Consider the following 21,286-nt stretch of genomic DNA (forward strand, 5'->3'; position numbering starts at 1 on the left):
GTTCCAACGAAAAGAGTCGAGCCGAACCCTTCAACGGGCACAGGCTGCGGTGGCATGATCCCCGTCATGCCCCCGAGCGGATACCGCGGCCTCAGCCTCTGGCACGACACGATCGACCCCATCGAGCCGCGGGCGGCCCTCGGCGCCGACCTCGACGTCGACGTGGCCGTCGTGGGCGCGGGCTACACCGGGCTGTGGACCGCCTACCACCTCGTCACGGCCGACCCGACGATCCGGGTCGCCGTCGTCGAGAAGGAGGTCGCCGGCTTCGGTGGCTCGGGTCGCAACGGGGGCTGGTGCTCGGCGCTCTTCCCGGCCTCGCTGACCCGGATGGCCGCCGAGCGGGGTCGCGCCGCGGCGGTGCGCATGCAGCACCGGCTGCACGACACCGTCGCCGAGGTCGGCCGGGTCGCCGCCGCCGAGGGCATCGACTGCCACTTCGACCAGGGCGGCTACCTCGCGGTGGCCCGCAACCCCGCGCAGCTCGACCGGGTGCGCGCCGAGGTGGCCGAGCACCACGCGTGGGGCTTCGGCGACGAGGACCACCGCCTCCTCGACGCCCACGAGGTGACGCAGATGGCGGGCGTCAGCCAGGCGCTCGGGGGGTCGTGGACCCCCCACTGCGCGGCGATCCACCCGGCCCGCCTCGTGCGCGGCCTCGCCGACGCCGTCGAGCGGCGCGGCGTCACCGTCCTCGAGCAGACCCCGGCGGTCGAGGTCGGCAGCCGCCGCGTCGTCACGCCGCACGGCACGGTGCGCGCCGAGCACGTCGTCCTCGCGACCGAGGGCTACACGCCGACCGTGCCCGGCCGTCGCCGCGCCCTCGCCCCGATCTACTCCCTCATGACCGCGACCGAGCCGCTGCCGGAGTCGACGTGGGCGCAGATCGGCCTCGAGCGACGCACGACGTTCGCCGACAACCGGCACCTGACGATCTACGGCCAGCGCACGCGCGACGGACGGATCGCCTTCGGGGGCAGGGGCGCTCCCTACCACTACGGCTCGCGGGTCGCGCCGCGCTACGACCGCGACGAGCGGGTGCACGCGAGCCTGCGGCGTATCCTCGTCGAGCTGTTCCCGGTGCTCGACGGCGTGACCTTCACGCACGCCTGGGGCGGCAACCTCGGGGTGCCGCGTGACTGGTTCCCGTCGGTGCACCACGACCGGCACACCGGCCTCGGCTTCGCCGGCGGCTACGTCGGCGACGGCGTCGCCACCTCGGCGCTCGCCGGCCGCACCCTCGCCGCCATGATCCGCGACGACGACCCCGACGAGCTCGCCGCGCTGCCCTGGGCCGGGCGCACGTCGCGGCCGTGGGAGCCCGAGCCGCTCCGCTGGCTGGGCGTCAACGCCGTGACGGCGCTGATGGGGTCGGCGGACCGCTCCGAGCGGCGCACGGGCCGCCCGTCCCGAGCCGCCTCGGCGTTCTGGTCGGCGCTCGGCCAGTAGCGCGCCGACCGGTGGCGCCGACCGACGACCGTCGGTCGCACGACGTGCTCTCGGCAGGCGTGGCGCTGCGCGCCTCAGGTCTCGGCCGGCGGGCAACGGTCGTCCGTCGGCGGCGCCCCCGCCGTATGCCGTGAGCCGGGCGGGCGGGTCAGGCCCGGTGGCCCGTGTAGACGCCGTCCGTCAGCACCGGCACGACGTCGGAGGCATCCACCTCGGCGGCGACCGCCACGTCGTCGGCCCAGTCCTGCTCGACGAGCTCACGCCCGCTCGCGCAGTCGGCCAGCGCCTCGCCCGCCCGGGCCTCGACCGCGCGCCAGGCCGTGCCGGCCAGCTCGGCCTCGGGGCTGAGCAGGAGCGCTCCGCCGCGGTGCTCGAGCCTTGTCGCGAGGGCGGCCACAACGGCCCCCGCGCCCCAGAGGTCCTCGACGGCGGGGCGCAGCGACCCGTCGGGCCAGCGCTCCCCGCTCGGCACCACGACGACGGTCGGCCCACCGCCCGGCCCCGGACGGGGAGTCGCGACAAGCCGGTCGGTGAGCCAGCCGACGATCCACCCGGCCACGGCCGACGCGTTGCGGAGCGAGCCGGCGACGACGTCGGCCCCGGTGCCGGCGAGCACGGCGCTCGTCGTGGCGCCGTTGGGAGAGGGCAGCACGAGGTCGCGCAGCCCCGCGGCACCGCGGATCGTCGAGGGCGACAGGCTGATGCCGCCGGTCGCGCGCCCGACGGGGCGGGGCACGGCGAGCACGGCGCCGCGCTCGGCGGCGAACGCCTCGGCCGTCGCGTCCTTCCACCGGTAGGGGTGCACGCGCACCCCGGCGTCGACCGCGACGGAGACGCACGTCGTGAAGCTGAGGACGTCGACGACGACCGCACAGACGGGTGAGCCCGACGCGACGGCATACCTCGTCAGGGCCTCGGCGCCCGCGGCGCCCCACTCGAAGCGCACGACGTGGCGGTCCTGGGAGTGCCAGCGCGGCAGGGGCGCGCCCGTCGGCTCAGCCACCGAGCGCCACCGTCCAGTAGGTCCGGTTCGCGTCGGTGGTCGCGAAGCCGACGCCGACCTGGTTGTAGGAGCAGTCGAGCAGCGTCGTGCGGGAGCGTGCGACGCCCAGCCAGGCGTGCACGACCCCCTCGGGGCCAGCGTGGTCGACGGAGACGCTGCCGCCGACCATCGGCCCGGCGTAGCCCAGGTCGCGCGCCCGCTGCAGCAGCGTGACGCCCGAGGGGCTGGTCAGGGAGAGGTAGCCGGCGTCGGCCATGTCGGCGGTGTGGAGCTGGGCCGCCCGCCGCAGCACGAGGCTGGGCGAGAGCGGGGCGCACCCCTCCCGCCGGCGCTCGGCGTCCACGAGCGCGACGACCTCGCGACCCATCGCGAGGCGGATCGCCGCCAGGTCGGTCCACGCCGCGCCCCGCTGCTCCAGCTCGTCGAGCTCGCCCGCGTCGCGCAGCTGCCCGAGGCGCACCACCCCCGGACTCCCGTCGTCCGCCACGGTCTGGGAGACGCTGCCGGGCGGCCCGACGCGCAGGTCGGAGGCCGACCAGAGGATGGCGACACCGCCCGCGACGAGCAGGACCGACGCGGTGAGCGTCAGCACGACGGCGCGCAACGACCCCGTCGTCCCCACCTCCGCATGCCGTCCCATGTGCGTCCTCCGTCGCCGTCGCGAGGCGTACCCTACGCGCCCGTGGGGCGGGCGTCGTCGAGCGCGCGCACGAGTCGCGCGGGGGCGGTGAGGCGGTACGACGCGTCGACGAGTTCGCCCACCTCCTGCCAGTCCAGCTCGTCGGGTGACCCGCACGCGCGCAGGTCGAGCCCGACCCAGCCGGAGGGCCCGACGTAGGCGGGGTCGAAGAAGCGGTCGTCGCCCAGCAGGGCCGGTCGCTCGGACGCGTCGGGCAGCACGAGCACCGACTGCCGGTACGGCTCCGGGTCGTGGTCACCCCTGACGACGCCGCCGTAGGTGAGGAAGACCTTCGTCGTGAAGAACGTCGGGCGTCCGTGCGACACCTTCTCGTCGGCACCGGGGAAGGCGAGGCAGATCGCGCGGACGCGGGCGAGGTAGGGGTCGCCGCCGTCGAACATGATCGGGTGGGCCATGCCCACCACGGTAGGCCTCAGGCGCTGCAGGCGCCCCCGCAGCCGCCGGCGCCGCAGCCACCGCCGCAGCCGCCGCCCGCCGCGACCGGCTCCGGCACCTCGTGGCGCGTCTCCCACGCCGTCTGGAGGGCCTGCGTGAAGACCTCGGGCGGCTGGGCGCCGGAGACGCCGTACTTGCGGTCGAGGACGAAGAAGGGCACCGACTCGATGCCGAGCATCTTGGCCGTCGCCTCGTCGCTGCGCACGTGGTTGCCGTAATCGTCGGACTCGAGCATCGCGCGCACCACGTCGGGGTCGAGGCCGATCTCGCCGGCGAGCCCGACGAGCACCTCGCGGTCACCGACCGCGAGCCCGTCGGTGAAGTAGGCCCGCATGAGGCGCTCGTGCGCCGCGTCGGCGAGGCCGTGCTCGGCGGCGAGGTGGACGACGCGGTGGGCGTCGAAGGTGTTGCCGTAGCGGGCCTGCTCCCAGTTGAAGGCGAGGCCCAGCTCGGCGGCCGCCTCAGCCATCGAGCGGTGCTGCGCGACGGCCTGCTCGCGGCTCGTGCCGTACTTGCGGGCCACGAGGTCGACGAGCGGGAGGTCCGACACGGGCTGCGCGCCACGGTCGAGCTCGAAGCTGTGCCAGGTCACCTCGACCTCGTCGGCGTGCTCGAACGTCGCGAGCGCGGCCTCGAGCCGGCGCTTGCCGAGGTAGCAGAACGGGCACACGATGTCGGACCAGATGTCGATCTTCACGGTCGTGCAACCTACCCGCCCCCGCCGGTTGTTCCCGCCCTCAACCGTCGAAAGGCCACTTCTGGTGGGTCCGCCACCGTCGACAGGCCACCCTTTGCGGGTCCGCTCGGGTCGAGAGGCCGTTCGGTGCGAGCGGATTCTGGCCTCTCGACGCGCGCTGACTCACGAAGGGTGGCCTCTCGACGCGCGCTGACTCACGAGTGGTGGCCTCTCGACGCGCGCTGACTCACGAAGGGTGGCCTCTCGACGAGCAGGTATGCCGTCCGGTTTGGCCTCTCGAGGTGCGCTGACCCACCAAGAGTGGCCTCTCGACGGTTTGGTTCGGGTGGGGTCAGGGGTGGGGGTGGCGGCGGGTGTGGGGGTTCGGGTGGACCCGGTCGAGGACGGCGGTCGCGACCTCGGCGTCGCGGGTCTCCGGGAGCCAGTGCCCGGCGTCGAGCTCGACGAAGGCGTAGTCGGCGCCCACGTGCTCTCGGGTCAGCTCCGCGGCGGTGCGCCCGAGGAACGCGTCGCGCGAGCCCCACACGTAGGTGGTCGGCACCTCGACGCGGTGCGCGCCGACGTGCGAGCGGCCGGCCGCGCGGTACCAGTTGATCGGCCCGGTGAGCGCGTCCGCGTGGGCCAGCCGGGCGGCATACCTGCTGCGCTCGGGATCGGGCAGGCCCGAGCGGGCCATCAGGGTGGTGAAGGTGGCGGCCACGACGCGCTCGGGCACCCAGGGCACCTGGAACGCGGCCATGTACCAGGACTTGCGCTTCTGCTCCAGGCCCCGGCGCCAGGCCCGCGACATCGCGGCGGGATGGGGCGTCGACAGCACGGTGAGCGAGGCGATGCGGTCGGGGTGGTTGGCCGCGACGAGCCAGGCGAGGGCGCCGCCCCAGTCGTGACCGACGAGGTGCACGCGCTCGCGGCCGGTGGCGTCGACCAGGGCCAGCACGTCGGCCACGAGCTCCTCGAGGCGGTACGCGTCACGGCCGGCCGGGCGCGCGGCGGGGGAGTAGCCGCGCTGGTCGGGCGCGAGGGTGCGCAGCCCGGCCGCGTGCAGCCGCTCGGCGACCCGGTCCCAGCCGGTGCGGTCGGTCGGGAAGCCGTGGAGGAGCACGACGACCTCGCCGTCGGCCGGGCCCGCATCGGTCACCTCGAAGTGCAGGCCGTCGCGGGTGAAGGTCGCGATGCGGTCGTCGTCAGCAGGCATGACCCCATCCTGCCCCCGATCCTGCCCGGTCAGGGTCGTCACCCAGGGGAGGTGCCGGAGGCGGCGAGGGCCGCCCGCGACCTACGGTGGTGCCATGCCCGACGAGACCGCAGCGCCAGACGCGACCGCTGCGCCAGACGCGACCGCCGCGCGCCGGACACGGCGACCGTGGTGGCACCTCTCGCGCACCGGGCTGCTCCTCGGCGCCGCCTACTTCCTCACCTCGATGTCGCCGAGCCTGCTGCCCCGCACGTGGTACTACCAGGGCCTCATCAGCGGGCTGTGCGCCGTGGCGGGCTACGCGCTGGGGGTCGTCGTCGCCTGGGTCGTGCGCACGGTCGGGCGGTGGATCGGGCTCCGGGTCACCGTGAGCGAGCAGGCGCGGCACGTGCTGCTCGTCGCGGCGCCGGTGCTCGGCGCGGTGGCGGTGCTCGGGCTCACCGTGGCGAACGTGCGCTCGCAGGCCCGCACCGCGGCGGTCGTCGGGCTCGCGCCCCTCGACCCGTTGGACTGGGCTCTCGCGCTCGTGCTGGCCACCGTCGTCGCCGTGCTCTTCCTCTCCGTCGCGCGCGGGCTGCGGAGCGCCACCCACGGCATCGCCGAGGCGGCGGGGCACGTCGTGCCGCAGACGATCGCGACCGTCATCGCCGTCGTCGTCGTCGCCATCGCCGCGGCGTGGGTCACCGACAACGTCCTCTTCCACCGCGGCATGCAGGCGTTCGCCGGCATCGCCGCCCAGGTCAACTCCAGCTCACCGAGCGGTCGCACCGCCCCCGTGTCGCCACTGCGCTCGGGCGGCCCCGGGTCGCTCGAGCCCTACGACAGCCTCGGCTTCCAGGGGCAGATGTTCGTCACGAGCGCCCCGACCGCGGCCGAGATCTCCTCCGCCACGGGGAGGTCCGCGGACGAGCCGATCCGGGTCTATGCCGGCCGCACCGACGACCGCAGCGTCGCCGACGTCGCCGACGCGGTCGTGCGAGAGCTCCAGCGCACGCGGGCGTTCGACCGGCGCGTGCTCGCCGTCATCACGACCACCGGCACCGGCTGGGTCGACGACTGGTCGGTGCAGTCGATCGAGTACCTCAGCGACGGCGACAGCGCGGTCGCCGCGATGCAGTACTCCTACCTGCCGAGCGCCATGTCGATCATGACCGACCGCGACACCCCCCGCGAGGCCGGCCGGGCGCTCTTCGACAAGGTGTATGCCGTGTGGCGCACGCTGCCCGAGGGCTCGCGCCCGCGCCTCGTCGTCGGGGGCGAGTCGCTGGGGTCCTACGGCGGCCAGGCCGCGTTCACCGACGCCGCCGACATGCTCTCCCGGGCGCAGGGCGGGGTGTGGGTCGGGACCCCGAGCTTCACCGACATCGCGGCGGAGCTCACGGCGCAGCGCACCGAGGGCTCGCCCGAGATCGTGCCGGTCGTCGACGACGGCCTGCACGTCCGGTTCGCGGCGAACGGCGACCAGCTGACGCACGACTACTACGGGCGCGACTACGGCGCCTGGGACTTCCCGCGGTTCGTCTACGCCCAGCACCCCTCCGACCCCGTCGTCTGGTGGAACCCGGCCCTCCTCGGCGCCGAGCCGGACTGGCTGCGCGAGCCGCGCGGCCGTGACGTCAACCCCGACGTCACGTGGATCCCCTTTGTGACGTTCTGGCAGCTGACGACCGACATGGCGGTCGGCCACGACCCGCCCGACGGCTACGGCCACCGCTACGGCGCGGAGCTCGTGCCGGCGTGGGGCTCGGTGCTCGGCGGCTCGCCGACCGACGACTACAGCCGCATCACGGCCGGCATCGAGGAGACCGTCAACCGCGTCGAGTGAGCCGAGCGCCTAGGCTCGTGCCGTGCCAGCTCAACGCTTCCGCGGCCACATCGCCGGTGTCGGCTCCACCTCGGGTGTCCGGGTCGTCATCGGGTCGTGGCACACCACGCCCCTCGGCGCGTTCGGTGACGCCATGGTCGAGACGGCCGACGGGCACCGGGTGCTGCTCGCGCCCACGCCCGAGGTGGCCTCGTTCATCGAGTCGACGTATGCCTTCGACGAGGTGCGCATCGAGGCGATCACCGTGACGAGCGGGCCGCAGCGGTGGCGGGTCGAGTCGCCGTCGCTCGAGCTCGACCTCGCGGTCGGGGCGCGGCTGCCGCTCGGGCGCCTGCTGCGCGCCGTGCCGGCCCGCATCGCCGCCAGCCCGGCCTGGGCGACCGTCGTCGACCCCGTCGCCCGGGTGGTCATGAAGGGCGTGCGCACGCGGGGCACCGCGCTCGCCGGGCGCCGGGAGTACTATGGCGCGACCGACCTGCACGCCGTGACCGCGCTCGAGGGCCGTTTCGAGGGCAGCCCCCTCGGCACCCTGACGCGGGTCGAGCCGGCCTGCCGCTTCGGCTTCTCGTCGACCCCGGCCACGCCGTCGGTGACCTCGGTCGTGACGACCGTCGTCACCCGGGCCGAGCCGGGGGCGGCCCCCGCGGCGTGACGCGCGGACCGACGCACGGCGTACGGCGAACCCGCTCAGGCGCTGGTGCCGCCGAAGCGGGCGAGGAGGTGCCACACCCGCTTGAGCGCCTGCTCGTCGTGGCGCCCCTCGCGTGACGCCGCGCCGATCACGGGCGGCGTGAGGACGCCGTCGACGGCGAGCGCCTCGCCGAGCACGACGAACTCGGGCCCGCGGTAGTCCGGGTGGGCCCGCAGGGTCTCGACCTCGAGGCGGAAGCCCCGGTGCCACTCGACGGGGACGCCCAGGCGCCGCGCGTCGGCCTCCACCCCGGTGCCGCAGTAGGCAGGGTCGAGCACGAGGGCCTCGACGTCCCGGCCCAGGTCGACGACGCCGTGCACGTGCGCCTCGACGTAGTCGTCGAGCAGGTCGTGGCCGGCTTCCGCCGCGACGTCCGCGAGGCCGAACGCCGCTGCGGTGCCGAAGTGCTCGGGCTCGAAGACGCTGTCGGGGAAGCAGAACGTCGTGCGCTCCAGCGTGGCCGACGTCAGCCGCACGTGGGCCGAGCCGAAGCGCGGCGCGGCGCCGTAGCCACGCCGCTGCAGGTCGAGGCCGCCGTACTTCGGGCGCAGGGCGGCCTCCGCGGCGTCGTAGGCGCCGCCGAAGATCCGGCTCTCCCACCGCCACCGGTCGCCACCGGGGTGCGCGGTGAGCCCGCCGTTGCTCGTGCCGGTCTCGAACTGGGAGCGGTAGCTGCCGTCGCGCGCCATGGCGGCGAGGATCGGCTCGCCGCGCACCAGGCGGTCGGGGTGGAAGTTGAGCGTGACCCGCGCGGTCGGGTCGAGGGCCGGACCGGCCGAGAGCCGGCGCACGTGCGCGAGCGCCCGCCGGACGGCATCCGGCTGCGTCGTCACGTCGTCGTGCACCGTCTGGGGGCTCAGCTGGAGAAGAAGAGGCCGGCCATGCCCTTCTTGCGGTACTGCTTGCCGCCCCGGCTGCCCCACGCCGGGCCGCCGTACTGCTGGGGCGGTGGCTGGGCGGCGAAGCGGCTCTCGAGCTGGCTCAGGTGCTCGAACTCGCCGAAGTCGAGGAAGATGCCGCGGCACTGGTCGCACTGCTCGACGTGCACGCCGTTGCGGTCGTAGGTGCGCATCGTGCCGCGGCACTTGGGGCAGACGAAGCCCTGCGGCTGGTAGGCCGCGCCGGTCGAGTCCTGGTGCGGGAACGGGGGTGGCTGCTGGCTCATGGGGCCCATCCTCACATTCGCGAGCAGGCCGCCACCAGAGCGTCGACCGGGAGTGCGCTGTGAGCGGGCTGGACGACGCCGCCCCGCGCGGTGCCTCCGGGGCCGGCCACCGCCCGGACGGCGGCGACGAAGACGGCGCACCGCGCCGGCAGGTCGAGCCGTGGCCACGGGTCCTCGCCGGGCGGCACCGCGCGGCCGCCGGCATCGGCGTAGGCGCCGAGGAAGCGGTCCCAGTCCTCGTCGGCGAGCAGGCCGGCCGCCCAGTAGCCGGCCGGGCGGGCGAGGTCCCAGGCCGGGTCGCCGAGGCCGAGGTCGTCCGGGTCGAGCAGGCGCAGCCCCGCGCCGGTGCGGGCGAGGTTGCCGAGGTGGAAGTCGCCGTGCACGACCGTCCGGATCTCCCGCCCGGTCCGCCCGGCCCCCTCGTCCGCCACCTCGTCGAGGAGGCGGTCGCCGAGCCCGCCGAGCATCACGGCGGTGCTTCCGCCCGGGCCGCCGAGCCGGGCGCGGGCCCGGGCGAGGCGTGCCGGCCAGCCGTGGTCGCGCAGCGGCAGCGTGCCCGGACGGTCGGTCGCCGCCAGGGGCACCGGCCAGCCGTGCAGGTCGGCGAGCAGCCGACCGGCCTCGGCCCAGGGCTGCTCGCCGTCTTCCGGGTCGAGCACCCCCACCCGCGGCCACACGCTCGTGAGCCGTCCGTCGGCCGCGCGCCCCGGTGCGTCGCGCAGGGGCTGCACCCAGACCTCGCGCGCCCCGTCCCCGTGCGCGACGACGGCGAGGCGCTCGGCCAGCCGGGCGGCATCCGTCCTCGGGTGGTGCAGCTTGGTGACGGTGTCGCCGGCGACGACGACCTCGGCACCCGAGGGGGTCGTCGCGGAAGTCATGCACCGATTGTCGCGCCCGCTTCACATCCGGAGGGGGTAGGACTGGGGCATGGGCCGCATGATCGACGTTCCCGAGCACGACCTCACCGCCTATCGCGCCGACCCGCCGGGCGAGCCGCGCGGCGCCGTCGTCGTCATCCAGGAGATCTGGGGGCTGGTCGACCACGTCAAGGACGTCGCCGACCGCTTCGCCGCGCAGGGCTACCTCGCCGTCGCGCCCGACCTGCTCGGCCACGTCGGACTGACGCCGGAGGTGGGCGCGCGCATCTTCGAGCTCATGGCGAGCGCGTCGGAGGAGGACCGCCTGGCCGCACAGCCGCAGCTGCGGGAGGCGACGACGCCCGCCCGCCAGCCGGAGTTCGCCGCGTGGGCCGTGCCGGCGCTGCGAGCCGTCGTCGACGGCGTCGTCGACGAGCCCGGCGTGCGCGGTCGCGTCGGGGTCGTCGGCTTCTGCTTCGGGGGCACGTATGCGTTCGCCCTCGCGGCCGCCGACCCGCGCCTCCGGGCGGCCCTGCCGTTCTACGGCAGCTTCCCCGAGTCCGCCGACCCCGCGACGATCGCGTGCCCCGTGCTCGCCTTCTACGGCGAGGACGACCACGGCATCACCGACGCCGTGCCCGACCTGGAGTCGCGGATGGAGCGGGCCGGCGTCGACTTCTCGGCGCGCGTCTACCACGGCGTCGGGCACGCCTTCTTCAACGACACCTCGCCGGTGCGCTACAACGCCGTGGTCGCGGCCGACGCGTGGGAGCGCACGCTCGCGTTCCTCGACGCCCACCTCGGGTCATGAGCGAGAGGGCCGACGCGCCCGCCCTCGTCCTCGGGCCGATGCTGCGCCACGTCGGCGAGACGGACGCGACGGTCTGGGTGGAGACGGCCGCCGCCGCCCTCGTCACCGTCGATGCCGGTGGCCGTCGCTGGTCGGCGCCGACCTTCCGCGTGCACGGCCACCACTACGCGCTCGTGGTTGTCGACGGGCTCACCCCCGGGTGCGACCTGCCGTATGCCGTGTCGGTCGACGACGCCGCCGCGTGGCCGCCGCCGGCGAGCCCCTTTCCCGCCCCCCGCATCCGCACCCTCGACCGCGGCCGCCCCACGCGGCTGCTCTTCGGCTCGTGCCGCACGAGCGTGCCCCACGACCGGGAGGGCCACGCGACCAACGGCGTCGACGCCCTGCGCACCCTGGCGCTCGCACTCGCCCGCGGTGAGGAGGAGTGGCCCGACCTCGTCGCCTTCCTCGGCGACCAGGTCTACGCCGACGAGACCTCGGAGGCGATGCGGGAGTTCATCGCGACGCGCCGCGACATCGCCGAGCCGCCGGGAGAGGAGATCAAGGACTTCGAGGAGTACGCCCACCTCTACTGGCTCGCGTGGAACGACGACGCGAACCGGTGGCTGCTCTCCACCGTGCCGAGCTGCATGGTCTTCGACGACCACGACATCCGCGACGACTGGAACACGTCGTGGACGTGGCACGAGCAGATCAACCGGACCCCGTGGTGGCACGAGCGGCTGATGGGCGGGCTCTCGTCGTACTGGGTCTACCAGCACATCGGCAACCTGTCGCCGGCACAGCTCGACGAGGACGAGGTCTACGCGAAGGTCGTTGCCGCGCAGTCTGATCCGCGCAGTTCAGGTGGCTCCCAGGGGGTCGAGGAGGAGCTCGACCTGACGGACGCGGTCTTCGACCTCGCCCGGCGCACCGACCGGCACCCCGAGGCGTACCGCTGGAGCTACCGGCGCGACCTCGGCGACTGCCGGCTCGTCGTCGTCGACTCGCGCGCGGCGCGCGTGCTGGAGCCCGAGCACCGCTCGATGCTCGACCCCGCGGAGCTGCAGTGGCTCGACGAGCAGCTGACGGGAGACGTGGAGCACCTGCTCATCGGCACCTCCCTGCCGTTCCTGCTCCCGCCGGGCCTGCACGACCTGGAGGCCATCGACGAGGTGCTCGCGAGCGGCACGCACGGCCCGCTCGTGGCCCGGGCGGCCGAGAAGGCGCGGCAGTCCATCGACCTCGAGCACTGGGCTGCCTTCAACGACGGCTTCGTCGAGGTGTTCGCGATGGTGCTCGAGGTCGCGCGCGGTCGGCGCGGGACGGCCCCGGCCACGGTGACCTTCCTCTCCGGCGACGTCCACAACTCCTACGTCGCCGAGGTCGTCGACGCGCGGGAGCGCCACGGCGCCCGGTCGCGCATCGTCCAGGCCGTGTGCTCGCCCATCCGCAACCCCATGCCGCGCGGCGTGCGCGTCATGATGTCGGCGTTCGCCCGCAGCCTCGTTCGGCCGATGCACGCCGTGGCCGCCCACTCGCGGCGCGTGCCCGAGCCGCCGTGCTCGTGGGAGGTGACCGACGGTCCGTGGTTCGACAACTGCCTGGCCGAGCTGACCGTCCAGGGGCCCGACCTGTCGATCGTCTGGCGCGGCGGCGAGATCCGCGACGGCGACGACGCCCACCCGGTGCTGACGACCGTGGCGACCGTGCGGCTCCCGGGGGGCTGAGCCCGGCTCCCTGGCTGAACGGCCTCACTCGTCGGGGTGGAAGATCTCCTCGATCCGCGCCTCGAAGAGCGCCGCGAGCCGGAACGCCAGCGGCAGGCTCGGGTCGAAGCGCCCCTTCTCGAGCGAGATGACCGTCTGGCGCGAGACACCCAGCGCCTCCGCGAGCTGGGCCTGCGAGAGCCCGCGGTCGGCGCGTCGCGCCGCGATGTCGTTGTCCACCTCAGCGGCTGCGGCGCTCGAGCACCACGTAGCGCACGGAGGCGTCGCCCATCGCGAGGACGACGATCGCCAGGAGCACGAGCTGGGTCTCCAGCACGGGGTCGACGACCGACACGACCGCGAGACCGAGCCCGAGCACGACGAGCAGGTCGGTGAAGGCCCCGGCGGCCGCGGCCTGCACCCAGCCGTGCTCGACGTTGTCGGTGGGGTTGCGGTCGCGCCGGACGGTCAGGGGCGCGACGAGCAGCAGCCAGGCCAGGGCGCCGAGGGGCGCGAGCGTGGCGGCGCCGAAGACGGCGGCGGTGAGGGCGAACGGCCGGTCGCCGATGCTCCCCGCGAGCGCGCCGACGGCTCCGGCGCCGACGAGGGTGGCGACGCCCGCGGCGAGGCGGCGGCGGCCGAGGGCGGCGGGGGAAGGGGTCACGGGAGCCTCCACGTCGGTGCGCTCGACGCGGTGTCAAGCGTGCTTGACGTAAAGGATGCTTGACGTGCGTGGCGGCGTCAAGGGGTGGTCGCCGGTCGGGGTGAGATCGCGGTGGCGGTCGGGAACACCCGGGGCCGTCCGAGAGTTGAGTCGAGTGAACGCAAGATTTGCGAGTCCGGTTTTGACAATCATGCCGAAGTCGGAGCAGATTGAGCGAGGACCTGCTTCACCAGACCACAGCATCAGCACCCAAGGAGTCACCCATGGCACGTGCGGTCGGAATCGACCTCGGTACCACCAACTCGGCCGTCTCCGTCCTGGAGGGCGGCGAGCCGAGCATCATCGCGAACGCCGAGGGCGGGCGCACCACGCCGTCCGTCGTCGCGTTCTCCAAGAACGGCGAGGTGCTCGTCGGCGAGGTCGCCAAGCGCCAGGCCGTCACCAACGTCGACCGGACGATCCGCTCCGTCAAGCGCCACATGGGCACCGACTGGAAGTCGCCCGAGATCGACGGCAAGACGTACACGGCCCAGGAGATCAGCGCCCGCATCCTGCAGAAGCTGAAGCGCGACGCCGAGTCCTACCTGGGCGAGGCCGTCACCGACGCCGTCATCACCGTGCCGGCCTACTTCGACGACGCCGAGCGCCAGGCCACCAAGGAGGCCGGTGAGATCGCGGGCCTCAACGTCCTGCGCATCGTCAACGAGCCGACCGCGGCCGCGCTGGCCTACGGCCTCGACAAGGGCAAGGAGGACGAGCTCATCCTCGTCTTCGACCTCGGTGGTGGCACGTTCGACGTCTCCCTCCTCGAGGTGGGCAAGGACGCCGAGGACGGCTTCGCCACGATCCAGGTGCGCGCCACGAACGGCGACAACCACCTCGGTGGCGACGACTGGGACGACGTCGTCGTCCAGCACCTCATCACCCAGGTGAAGAACAAGACGGGCCAGGACCTCTCCAAGGACAAGATCGCGATGCAGCGCCTCCGCGACGAGGCCGAGCGGGCCAAGAAGGAGCTCTCCACCGCGACGAGCACCAACATCTCGGCGCAGTACATCTCGATGACGCCCGAGGGTCCGATCCACCTTGACGAGTCCCTGACGCGTGCGCAGTTCGAGCAGATGACGAAGTCGCTCCTCGACCGCACCAAGGCGCCGTTCCACAAGGTCATCGAGGACGCTGGCATCAAGGTCGCCGACATCGACCACGTCGTGCTCGTCGGTGGTTCGACCCGTATGCCGGCCGTCACCGCGCTCGTCACCGAGCTGACCGGCGGCAAGGCCCCCAACAAGGGCGTCAACCCCGACGAGGTCGTCGCCATGGGCGCGAGCCTGCAGGCCGGTGTCCTCAAGGGCGAGCGCAAGGACGTCCTGCTCATCGACGTCACGCCGCTCTCGCTCGGCATCGAGACCAAGGGTGGCCTGTTCACCAAGCTCATCGAGCGCAACACCGCGATCCCGACGAAGCGCTCGGAGATCTTCAGCACCGCCGACGACAACCAGCCCTCGGTCCTCATCCAGGTGTTCCAGGGTGAGCGCGAGATCGCCCAGCACAACAAGTCGCTCGGCACCTTCGAGCTGACCGGCATCGCGCCGGCGCCCCGCGGCGTGCCGAAGATCGAGGTCACCTTCGACATCGACGCCAACGGCATCGTCAACGTCAGTGCCAAGGACCAGGGCACCGGCAAGGAGCAGAAGATGACGATCACCGGCGGGTCGGCCCTCTCCAAGGAGGAGATCGACAAGATGGTCAAGGACGCCGAGGCGCACGCCGACGAGGACCGCAAGCGTCGCGAGGAGGCCGAGGTGCGCAACCAGGGCGAGCAGCTCGTCTTCTCGACCGAGTCGTTCCTCAAGGAGTCCGGCGACAAGGTCCCCGCCGACGTCAAGACGCCGGTCGAGGAGTCGCTCGCCGACCTCAAGGCCGCCATCGCCGAGGGGTCCGAGGCCACGGCCGACGACATCAAGGCGAAGGTCGAGGACCTCAACACGAAGTCGCAGGCCATGGGCCAGGCCGTCTACGCCTCCGAGCAGGCGGCCGCCAACGCCGCGGGTTCGGCTGGGGCGCAGGACGGTCCGGGTGCCGGTGACGGTGCGTCCGACACGTCCGGTGCGTCCGACGACGACGTCGTCGATGCCGAGGTCGTCGACGACGACGAGGCCAAGGACGCCAAGTGACCGAGTCCGACACCCACGGCACGTCCGGCGAGCAGCCCGACGTGACCGCGACGGACGCGACGGGTGCCGGCGGCGACGCCGCCGGCACCCCGCCCCGGGGCGGCTCGGGCGAGCGTCACCACAGCTACTACGAGGGCGGCGCGGGCGCCTCGTCCGAGCCGGGTGGCGAGGACGAGTTCGACCACCAGGGCTCCGACGGGTCCTCCACCGACGGCGAGGGCGAGACCCAGGCCCTCGCGGAGGAGGACACCATGGCGGCGACGCTGCTCGCCGACCTGCAGCGCCTGCAGGCCGAGTACGTCAACTACAAGAAGCGCGTCGACCGCGACCGCGAGGTCATCCGCCACACGGCCGTCGGCAGCGTCGTCGAGTCGCTGCTCCCGGTCCTCGACGACATCCACATGGCCCGCCAGGCCGGCGACCTCGCCGGTGGCCCGTTCGCGGCCATCGCCGACAAGCTCGAGGCCACCCTCGGCCGCTTCGGCGTCGAGCGTGTGGGCGAGGCCGGCCAGGAGTTCGACCCGAACGTGCACGAGGCGCTCATGCACGTGGAGGCCGAGCTGCCCGAGGGAGCGACGGGGACCACCGTCGTGCAGGTGCTCCAGCCCGGCTACCGCATCGGTGACCGGCTGGTGCGCGCGGCGCGGGTGTCGGTTGCCGACCCCGCTTGACGTGTCCGCCGCCGGGCTGCACCCGCAGCCCGGCGGCATACCCGATGATGGCAGCGTGACCACCGCTGCAGACACCGCGACGAAGGAGGTGCGCCATGGCTAGTCAGGACTGGTTCGAGAAGGACTTCTACGCGACCCTCGGCGTGCCGCAGGACGCCGACGCCGCGACGATCAAGAAGACCTACCGCAAGCTCGCCCGCACGATGCACCCCGACCACAACGTCGGGGACCCCAAGGCGGAGGAGCGCTTCAAGGAGCTCGGTGAGGCGTATGCCGTCCTCTCCGACCCGGAGCAGCGGCGCGAGTACGACGCGATCCGCGCGATGTCGCACGGGGGAGCGCGCTTCACGGCGGGCGGCCCCGGTGGCGGCGGCGCCGGCTTCGACGACATCTTCTCCGCCTTCGGCGGCGCGGCCGGTGCGGGCGGCCCCGGCGGCCGGATGCGCTTCAACACCGGCGGCGGGGGTGGCGGCCAGCCCAACCTCGAGGACATCCTCGGCCAGATGTTCGGTGGCGGTGCCCCCGGGGGTGCCGGCGCGCCCGGCGCCGGCTACGGCGGCTACGGCGCGCCGGCCGGCCCGCGCCCGGGCACCGACGTGTCCGCGGCCACCCGCATCGGCTTCCGTGAGGCCGTGCAGGGCTCGACCGTCTCGCTCAGCTCCCCGGACCTCGGGCGGATCACGGCGCGCATCCCTGCCGGCGTCAAGGACGGGCAGCGGATCCGCCTGCGCGGCAAGGGCCGTCAGGGCGACCCCGGCGCGCCGGCCGGCGACCTGATCCTCACGGTGTCGGTCGACAAGCACCCGGTCTTCGGCCGGGACGGCGACAACCTCACGGTCGACCTGCCGGTGACCTTCGCCGAGGCCTCCCTCGGCGCCACGGTCGCCGTGCCGACGCTCGACGGCGGCCAGGTCAAGGTCAAGGTCGCACCGGGCACGCCCAGCGGACGGGTGCTGCGCGTCAAGGGGCGCGGCGTGCGACGCGGCGACCACACCGGCGACCTGCTCGCCAGGGTGCAGGTCGTCGTGCCACAGCGGCTGACCGACGAGGCCCGTGAGGCCGTCGAGAAGATGGCGGCCGCCGAGGTCGGCCACGACCCCCGGGCCGAGCTGTTCCAGCGGGCCCGGACCTGACGCCCTGACCGACGCCGGCCCGCAGTGAAGGAGGAGGTGACGAGGATGGCACGCAGGAGCGCGCGCCCGGGTGGGCACGACGACGACGCGCCCGTCTTCGTCATCTCCGTCGCGGCCGAGCTGGCGGGCATGCACGCCCAGACGCTGCGCCAGTACGACCGCCTCGGTCTCGTCTCGCCGTCGCGCACGCGCGGGGGCGGCCGGCGCTACAGCTCCCGCGACGTCGCGATGCTCCGGGAGGTGCAGCGCCTCTCGCAGGAGGGTGTCTCGCTCGCCGGCATCCAGCGCATCCTCGACCTCGAGAACCACGTCAGCGCGCTGCGCTCGCGCGTCGAGGAGCTGACGGCCGAGCTGTCCGCGGCGCAGGCCGCGCTCGCCTCGGGCGCCCGCGTGTTCGCGGTCGGTCCGAGGGGCGAGGTCGTCGCCGTCCGCCCGGGGCAGCGGCCGCCGCGGTCGCCCTCGTCCCAGGCGCTCGTCGTCTGGCGCCCCGAGCGCTGAGGCGCGCCCGGCCCCGGCCTCGCGCGCGGGGTCCACGCGCGCGGGAGTTTCTCGCGCGCGCGGGCGCATGTGTAAGACTGTGCGAGCCTCGAGCCAAGGGGCAGCCCGTTGCTTGATGCCGCCGGAGGCCTACCGTTGTTCTCTGTCCCGGAGGTCGTGTGACCCCGCAGCGCCCGGACGGCGACATCTCGGCACGCGTGCCCGACGTCCCACGACCCGTCGAGCCCTCGACGGCGAACGAGATGCAGCTCCTCTTCGACCGCACCGACTGGGCGTCCACGCCGCTCGGACCGGTCGACACCTGGCCCACCGCCCTGCGCACCATGGTCGACGTCTGCCTGTCCTCGGGCTTCCCCATGCTCGTCTGTTGGGGCCCCGACCTCGTCATGATCTACAACGACGGCTACCGCGCCATGCTCGGGCAGAGCAAGCACCCCGCGGCGCTCGGCCGACCCGTGCGCGACGTGTGGCCCGAGGTCTGGGACGTCGTCGGCCCGATGTTCGACGGCGTCCTCGGTGGTGGCCCGGCGACGTGGGTCGAGGACGAGCTGCTCGTCGTCGACCGCTTCGGCTTCCTCGAGGAGGCCTTCTTCACGTGGTCCTACGGCGCGATCCACGACGACGAGCACGGTGGTGTCGTCGGGGTGCTCAACGTCGCGACGGAGACGACGGCCAAGGTGCTCGCCGAGCGCCGGGTGCGCGCCTCGACCGAGCTGACGAACGCCCTCGTGGGCGCCACCGACCCCGCGGAGGTGCGCGAGCGCGCCCTCGCGGCGCTGCGCGCCCACACGGCCGACCACCTCGGCGCCGACCTCGTGTGGGGCAGCACGGCTCCCGGCCCGGACGACGTCGGCGGCCGGCACGCCGTGCCCGTCGTCGAGCCGGGGCTCGCCCTCCCGACGGCCCACCTGCTGCTCACCGAGAACCCGCGCCGTCCGTGGGACGCGGCCCTGCAGGTCTACGCGGAGCTGTGCGCCTCGCAGGTCGCCATGGCCCTCAGCGGCATCCGCCACCTGCAGGACGAGCGCCACCGCGCCGAGAGCCTCGCCGAGCTCGACGCCGCGAAGTCGGACTTCTTCGCCAACGTCAGCCACGAGCTGCGCACCCCGCTCGCCCTCATCGCCGGGCCGGTGCAGGACGCCCTCGCCGCCGACGGCCTGGCCCCCGACCAGCGTGACCGGTTCGAGCTGATCCGGCGCAACACCGACCGGCTCACCGGGCTCGTCGACCGCATCCTCGACCTCACCCGCCTCGAGTCGGGGGCTGTCGAGCCGCACTGGGTGCTGGCCGACGTCGAGGAGCTGACGACCGGCATCGCCGAGAACTTCCGCCCCGCCGTCGAGCGCCTCGGCCTCGAACTCGACGTCGCCTGCGACGAGCTCGACCGCGAGGTCCACGTCGACGTCGACATGTTCGAGCGGATCGTGCTCAACCTGCTCTCGAACGCCCTGAAGTTCACGCCCGAGGGCCGCATCGGCGTGCGGCTCGTCGCGCACGAGCAGGGCTACGCGGTGTCGGTGACCGACACCGGCATCGGCATCGCGGAGCGCGACCTCGAGCGGGTCTTCGACCGCTTCCGCCAGCTCGACCGCACCGACGACCGCCGCTCGCGCGAGGGCGCCGGCATCGGCCTGGCCCTCGTCAAGCAGATCGTCGAGCTGCTCGGTGGCCGCATCACGGTGCGCTCTGCCGTGGGTGCCGGCAGCACCTTCACCGTCGACCTGCCGTGGGGCTCGGCCGCCGTCGACGCCGCCAACCGTCCGTCGATCACCCCCCGCCCCGTCGCCTCGTTCCTCGGTGAGGTCGACGACTGGGCGCCGCGCGCGAAGGCGGCGGTCGCCGCCGTGGCCGTCGACCCCGACGTCGTCGACGACGGGGACGCGCGCGGCGAGCTGCCGCGGCCCGTGCTGCTCGTCGTCGAGGACAACCACGACATGCGCGACTACATCGTGCGCCACGTCGTCGAGGACTACGACGTCGTCACGGTGCGCGACGGCGTGGAGGCCCTCGCCCGGCTGCGGTCCGCGCGCCCGTCGATCGTGCTCGCCGACGTCATGATGCCGCGCATGGACGGGTTGACGCTCGTGCGCGAGATCCGTGCCGACCCGGCGCTGCGCGACCTGCCCGTCGTGCTGCTCTCGGCCCGCGCCGGTGTCGACGCCAGCGCCGCCGGCCTCGAGCACGGCGCCGACGACTACGTCGTCAAGCCCTTCCAGCCGCGTGAGCTGAGGGCGCGGCTCGCGGCCAACCTGGCCCGCGCCCGGTCCCGGTCGCGCGACGGTGCGTGGCTCCGGGCGATCCTCGGCGCCCTCCAGGAGCCGTTCGTCGTCGCCGACGCCTCCGGTGCCGTCGTCGAGCTCAACCAGGCGTTCACCCACACCTTCGGCTGGTCCGTGGCCGACGGCCCGCTCGTTCCGCCCTATCCGTGGGCCACCGACGGGGGGACGGGCGAGCTCGAGACCACCGGCACCCCGGCCGCCGAGGACCGCTACCGCATCCTGCGCAAGGGCGGCGGGGAGGCGTGGGTGCGGGTGCGCTCGGCGAGCGTGCCGGGCACCACCGACCACGACGGCTTCGTCCTGGCGGTCTTCGACGACGAGACCCGCGAGCGCGAGTCCCGGATGCGGCGCGAGCTCGCAGGTCGCATCGCCGTCGACCTCGCCGCCGCCGACGACCTCGACCACGTCGTGGCGACGGCCGTCACCGGGTTCACCGTCCTCTTCGACGGGGAGGTGACCCTCCGCGTCGCGCCGAACCGTGGGGAGCCCGTCGTGCTCTCGCCGCGCGGCCGGGTCAGGTCGGGGGAGCTGCCCGAGTCGGTGCGCCACGGCCTCGAGTCGACGCCCCGCGCCCACGAGGTCCTCGTCGGCGAGAAGCGCGACGGCCTGCTGCTCGTGCCGACCGCCCACGAGTCCGACTGCCGCGCCTGGGTCGCCTTCGACGAGCCGCGCCTCGTCTCGAGCGACGAGCTCGTCGTCGGCGACCTGCTCGCGCAGGCCTTCGGGCAGGCCGTCGACCGGGTGCTCGCCCAGCAGGCCCGGGAGGTCAAGGAGGGCCAGCTCCAGGCGGCGATCGAGAGCCACCGCCTCATCGGCCACGCGGTCGGGGTGCTCATCGAACGACACAAGGTCACGGCCACGCAGGGGTTCGAGATGCTGCGTCAGGCGTCGCTCAACCGCAACATCAAGCTGCGCGAGATCGCGACGCGCGTCGTCGAGACCGGGCAGGACCCGGACACGGCCTGAGCGCGGGCGGGGCGCGCTCAGGCCGCGTCCGCCCCTACGCTGGGCCCCGTGACCACGCCGGCCGAGACGGAGCACCTCATCGTGCTGCCCGACCGGGAGACGGCCGAAGGGGTGGCCGACGACCTCGAGGCCGAGGGGTTCCCCGGCGTGCGGGTGGTCCGCGAGGCGCTCGCCGGCGAGGACGACTCCGACGACCACGAGTGGGCCGTCTACGTGCGCACGCCCGGCGACCCGACGTATGCCGTCCGGTTCGCCGCGCTCGCCGCCGACCTCGACGGGTGGTACGACCCCGACCCCGTCGACCGACCCTGAACCGTCCCCTCCGGGCCGCCCGCACGCCGCCCGCACCCCGCCCGCCGCCCGCACCCGGCGGTGTCCTGTG

At 74.0% G+C, this 21,286-nt stretch carries 21 protein-coding genes; 11 read left to right on the plus strand and 10 right to left on the minus strand.

What is annotated here, in order from left to right:
- Positions 1-66: 66 nt before the first annotated feature.
- A complete protein-coding gene (locus ABD979_RS03905; RefSeq protein WP_345506129.1) occupies positions 67-1,449 on the plus strand; it encodes an NAD(P)/FAD-dependent oxidoreductase in 1,383 nt (460 codons plus the stop codon).
- Between the two features lie 148 nt (positions 1,450-1,597).
- Here ABD979_RS03905 and ABD979_RS03910 read toward each other — a convergent pair whose 3' ends face one another.
- The 5 genes from ABD979_RS03910 to ABD979_RS03930 all read right to left on the minus strand — a co-directional run bounded on the left by ABD979_RS03910 (position 1,598) and on the right by ABD979_RS03930 (position 5,479).
- On the minus strand, positions 1,598-2,452 hold the full coding sequence (locus ABD979_RS03910; RefSeq protein WP_345506130.1) for a 2-phosphosulfolactate phosphatase: 855 nt from the start codon (positions 2,450-2,452) through the stop codon (positions 1,598-1,600).
- On the minus strand, positions 2,445-3,092 hold the full coding sequence (locus ABD979_RS03915; RefSeq protein ID WP_345506131.1) for a CAP domain-containing protein: 648 nt from the start codon (positions 3,090-3,092) through the stop codon (positions 2,445-2,447). The genes ABD979_RS03910 and ABD979_RS03915 overlap by 8 nt, the downstream gene beginning before the upstream one ends.
- A gap of 32 nt (positions 3,093-3,124) precedes the next feature.
- Entirely contained in the window at positions 3,125-3,547 is a 423-nt protein-coding gene (locus ABD979_RS03920) for an MmcQ/YjbR family DNA-binding protein (protein WP_345506132.1), read from the minus strand.
- Positions 3,548-3,564: 17 nt separating this feature from the next.
- Positions 3,565-4,284, minus strand: coding sequence for a DsbA family oxidoreductase (locus ABD979_RS03925; RefSeq protein WP_345506133.1), 720 nt, complete (start codon positions 4,282-4,284; stop codon positions 3,565-3,567).
- A 331-nt stretch (positions 4,285-4,615) separates the two neighbouring features.
- Positions 4,616-5,479, minus strand: a complete 864-nt coding sequence (locus ABD979_RS03930; protein ID WP_345506134.1) for an alpha/beta fold hydrolase — start codon at positions 5,477-5,479, stop codon at positions 4,616-4,618.
- 94 nt (positions 5,480-5,573) lie between these two features.
- Between ABD979_RS03930 and ABD979_RS03935 the strand changes: the two genes are divergently transcribed.
- Together ABD979_RS03935 and ABD979_RS03940 are read left to right on the plus strand one after the other, a co-directional pair.
- Positions 5,574-7,304: an alpha/beta hydrolase gene (locus ABD979_RS03935; RefSeq protein ID WP_345506135.1), complete on the plus strand. Its 1,731-nt coding sequence runs from the start codon at positions 5,574-5,576 to the stop codon at positions 7,302-7,304.
- Between the two features lie 22 nt (positions 7,305-7,326).
- Complete coding sequence (locus tag ABD979_RS03940) at positions 7,327-7,956, plus strand: hypothetical protein (RefSeq protein ID WP_345506136.1); 630 nt, start codon at positions 7,327-7,329, stop codon at positions 7,954-7,956.
- Between the two features lie 35 nt (positions 7,957-7,991).
- On the opposite strand, the gene ABD979_RS03945 is transcribed toward ABD979_RS03940, so the two are convergent.
- From ABD979_RS03945 to ABD979_RS03955, 3 genes are read right to left on the minus strand one after another with little or no spacing between them, the layout of a single operon-like run.
- Positions 7,992-8,840: a DUF3626 domain-containing protein gene (locus ABD979_RS03945; protein ID WP_345506137.1), complete on the minus strand. Its 849-nt coding sequence runs from the start codon at positions 8,838-8,840 to the stop codon at positions 7,992-7,994.
- Between the two features lie 11 nt (positions 8,841-8,851).
- Positions 8,852-9,160 carry a TFIIB-type zinc ribbon-containing protein gene (locus ABD979_RS03950; protein ID WP_345506138.1) on the minus strand — a complete coding sequence of 103 codons (309 nt, stop codon included), beginning with the start codon at positions 9,158-9,160 and terminating at the stop codon, positions 8,852-8,854.
- Between the two features lie 11 nt (positions 9,161-9,171).
- The gene (locus ABD979_RS03955; RefSeq protein ID WP_345506139.1) at positions 9,172-10,038 is read right to left on the minus strand and encodes a phosphotransferase family protein; all 867 of its coding nucleotides are present in this window, start codon (positions 10,036-10,038) and stop codon (positions 9,172-9,174) included.
- A gap of 49 nt (positions 10,039-10,087) precedes the next feature.
- Here ABD979_RS03955 and ABD979_RS03960 point away from each other — a divergent pair, with 49 nt between their 5' ends.
- Together ABD979_RS03960 and ABD979_RS03965 are read left to right on the plus strand one after the other, a co-directional pair.
- Positions 10,088-10,828, plus strand: a complete 741-nt coding sequence (locus ABD979_RS03960; protein WP_345506140.1) for a dienelactone hydrolase family protein — start codon at positions 10,088-10,090, stop codon at positions 10,826-10,828.
- Entirely contained in the window at positions 10,825-12,537 is a 1,713-nt protein-coding gene (locus tag ABD979_RS03965) for an alkaline phosphatase D family protein (RefSeq protein ID WP_345506141.1), read from the plus strand. Before ABD979_RS03960 ends, ABD979_RS03965 begins: the two co-directional genes overlap by 4 nt.
- 24 nt (positions 12,538-12,561) lie before the next feature.
- On the opposite strand, the gene ABD979_RS03970 is transcribed toward ABD979_RS03965, so the two are convergent.
- Positions 12,562-12,756 carry a helix-turn-helix transcriptional regulator gene (locus ABD979_RS03970; RefSeq protein WP_345506142.1) on the minus strand — a complete coding sequence of 65 codons (195 nt, stop codon included), beginning with the start codon at positions 12,754-12,756 and terminating at the stop codon, positions 12,562-12,564.
- A gap of 1 nt (position 12,757) precedes the next feature.
- Positions 12,758-13,180: a hypothetical protein gene (locus tag ABD979_RS03975; RefSeq protein WP_345506143.1), complete on the minus strand. Its 423-nt coding sequence runs from the start codon at positions 13,178-13,180 to the stop codon at positions 12,758-12,760.
- Between the two features lie 263 nt (positions 13,181-13,443).
- Here ABD979_RS03975 and dnaK point away from each other — a divergent pair, with 263 nt between their 5' ends.
- From dnaK to ABD979_RS04005, 6 genes are all read left to right on the plus strand, one after another.
- Positions 13,444-15,357 carry a molecular chaperone DnaK gene (gene dnaK / locus ABD979_RS03980; protein ID WP_345506144.1) on the plus strand — a complete coding sequence of 638 codons (1,914 nt, stop codon included), beginning with the start codon at positions 13,444-13,446 and terminating at the stop codon, positions 15,355-15,357.
- On the plus strand, positions 15,354-16,028 hold the full coding sequence (locus tag ABD979_RS03985; RefSeq protein ID WP_345506145.1) for a nucleotide exchange factor GrpE: 675 nt from the start codon (positions 15,354-15,356) through the stop codon (positions 16,026-16,028). Before dnaK ends, ABD979_RS03985 begins: the two co-directional genes overlap by 4 nt.
- 95 nt (positions 16,029-16,123) lie before the next feature.
- Entirely contained in the window at positions 16,124-17,161 is a 1,038-nt protein-coding gene (locus ABD979_RS03990) for a DnaJ C-terminal domain-containing protein (protein WP_345506146.1), read from the plus strand.
- A gap of 45 nt (positions 17,162-17,206) precedes the next feature.
- Positions 17,207-17,659, plus strand: a complete 453-nt coding sequence (locus ABD979_RS03995) for a heat shock protein transcriptional repressor HspR (RefSeq protein ID WP_345506147.1) — start codon at positions 17,207-17,209, stop codon at positions 17,657-17,659.
- Positions 17,660-17,817: 158 nt separating this feature from the next.
- Positions 17,818-20,904, plus strand: a complete 3,087-nt coding sequence (locus ABD979_RS04000) for an ATP-binding protein (protein ID WP_345506148.1) — start codon at positions 17,818-17,820, stop codon at positions 20,902-20,904.
- Between the two features lie 48 nt (positions 20,905-20,952).
- Positions 20,953-21,216 (plus strand): ribonuclease E inhibitor RraB, encoded by a 264-nt coding sequence (locus tag ABD979_RS04005; RefSeq protein ID WP_345506149.1) that lies wholly within the window; start codon positions 20,953-20,955, stop codon positions 21,214-21,216.
- Positions 21,217-21,286 lie beyond the last annotated feature (70 nt).

The sequence above is a fragment of the Terrabacter aeriphilus genome (genome assembly GCF_039542985.1).
GTDB lineage: Bacteria > Actinomycetota > Actinomycetes > Actinomycetales > Dermatophilaceae > Terrabacter > Terrabacter aeriphilus.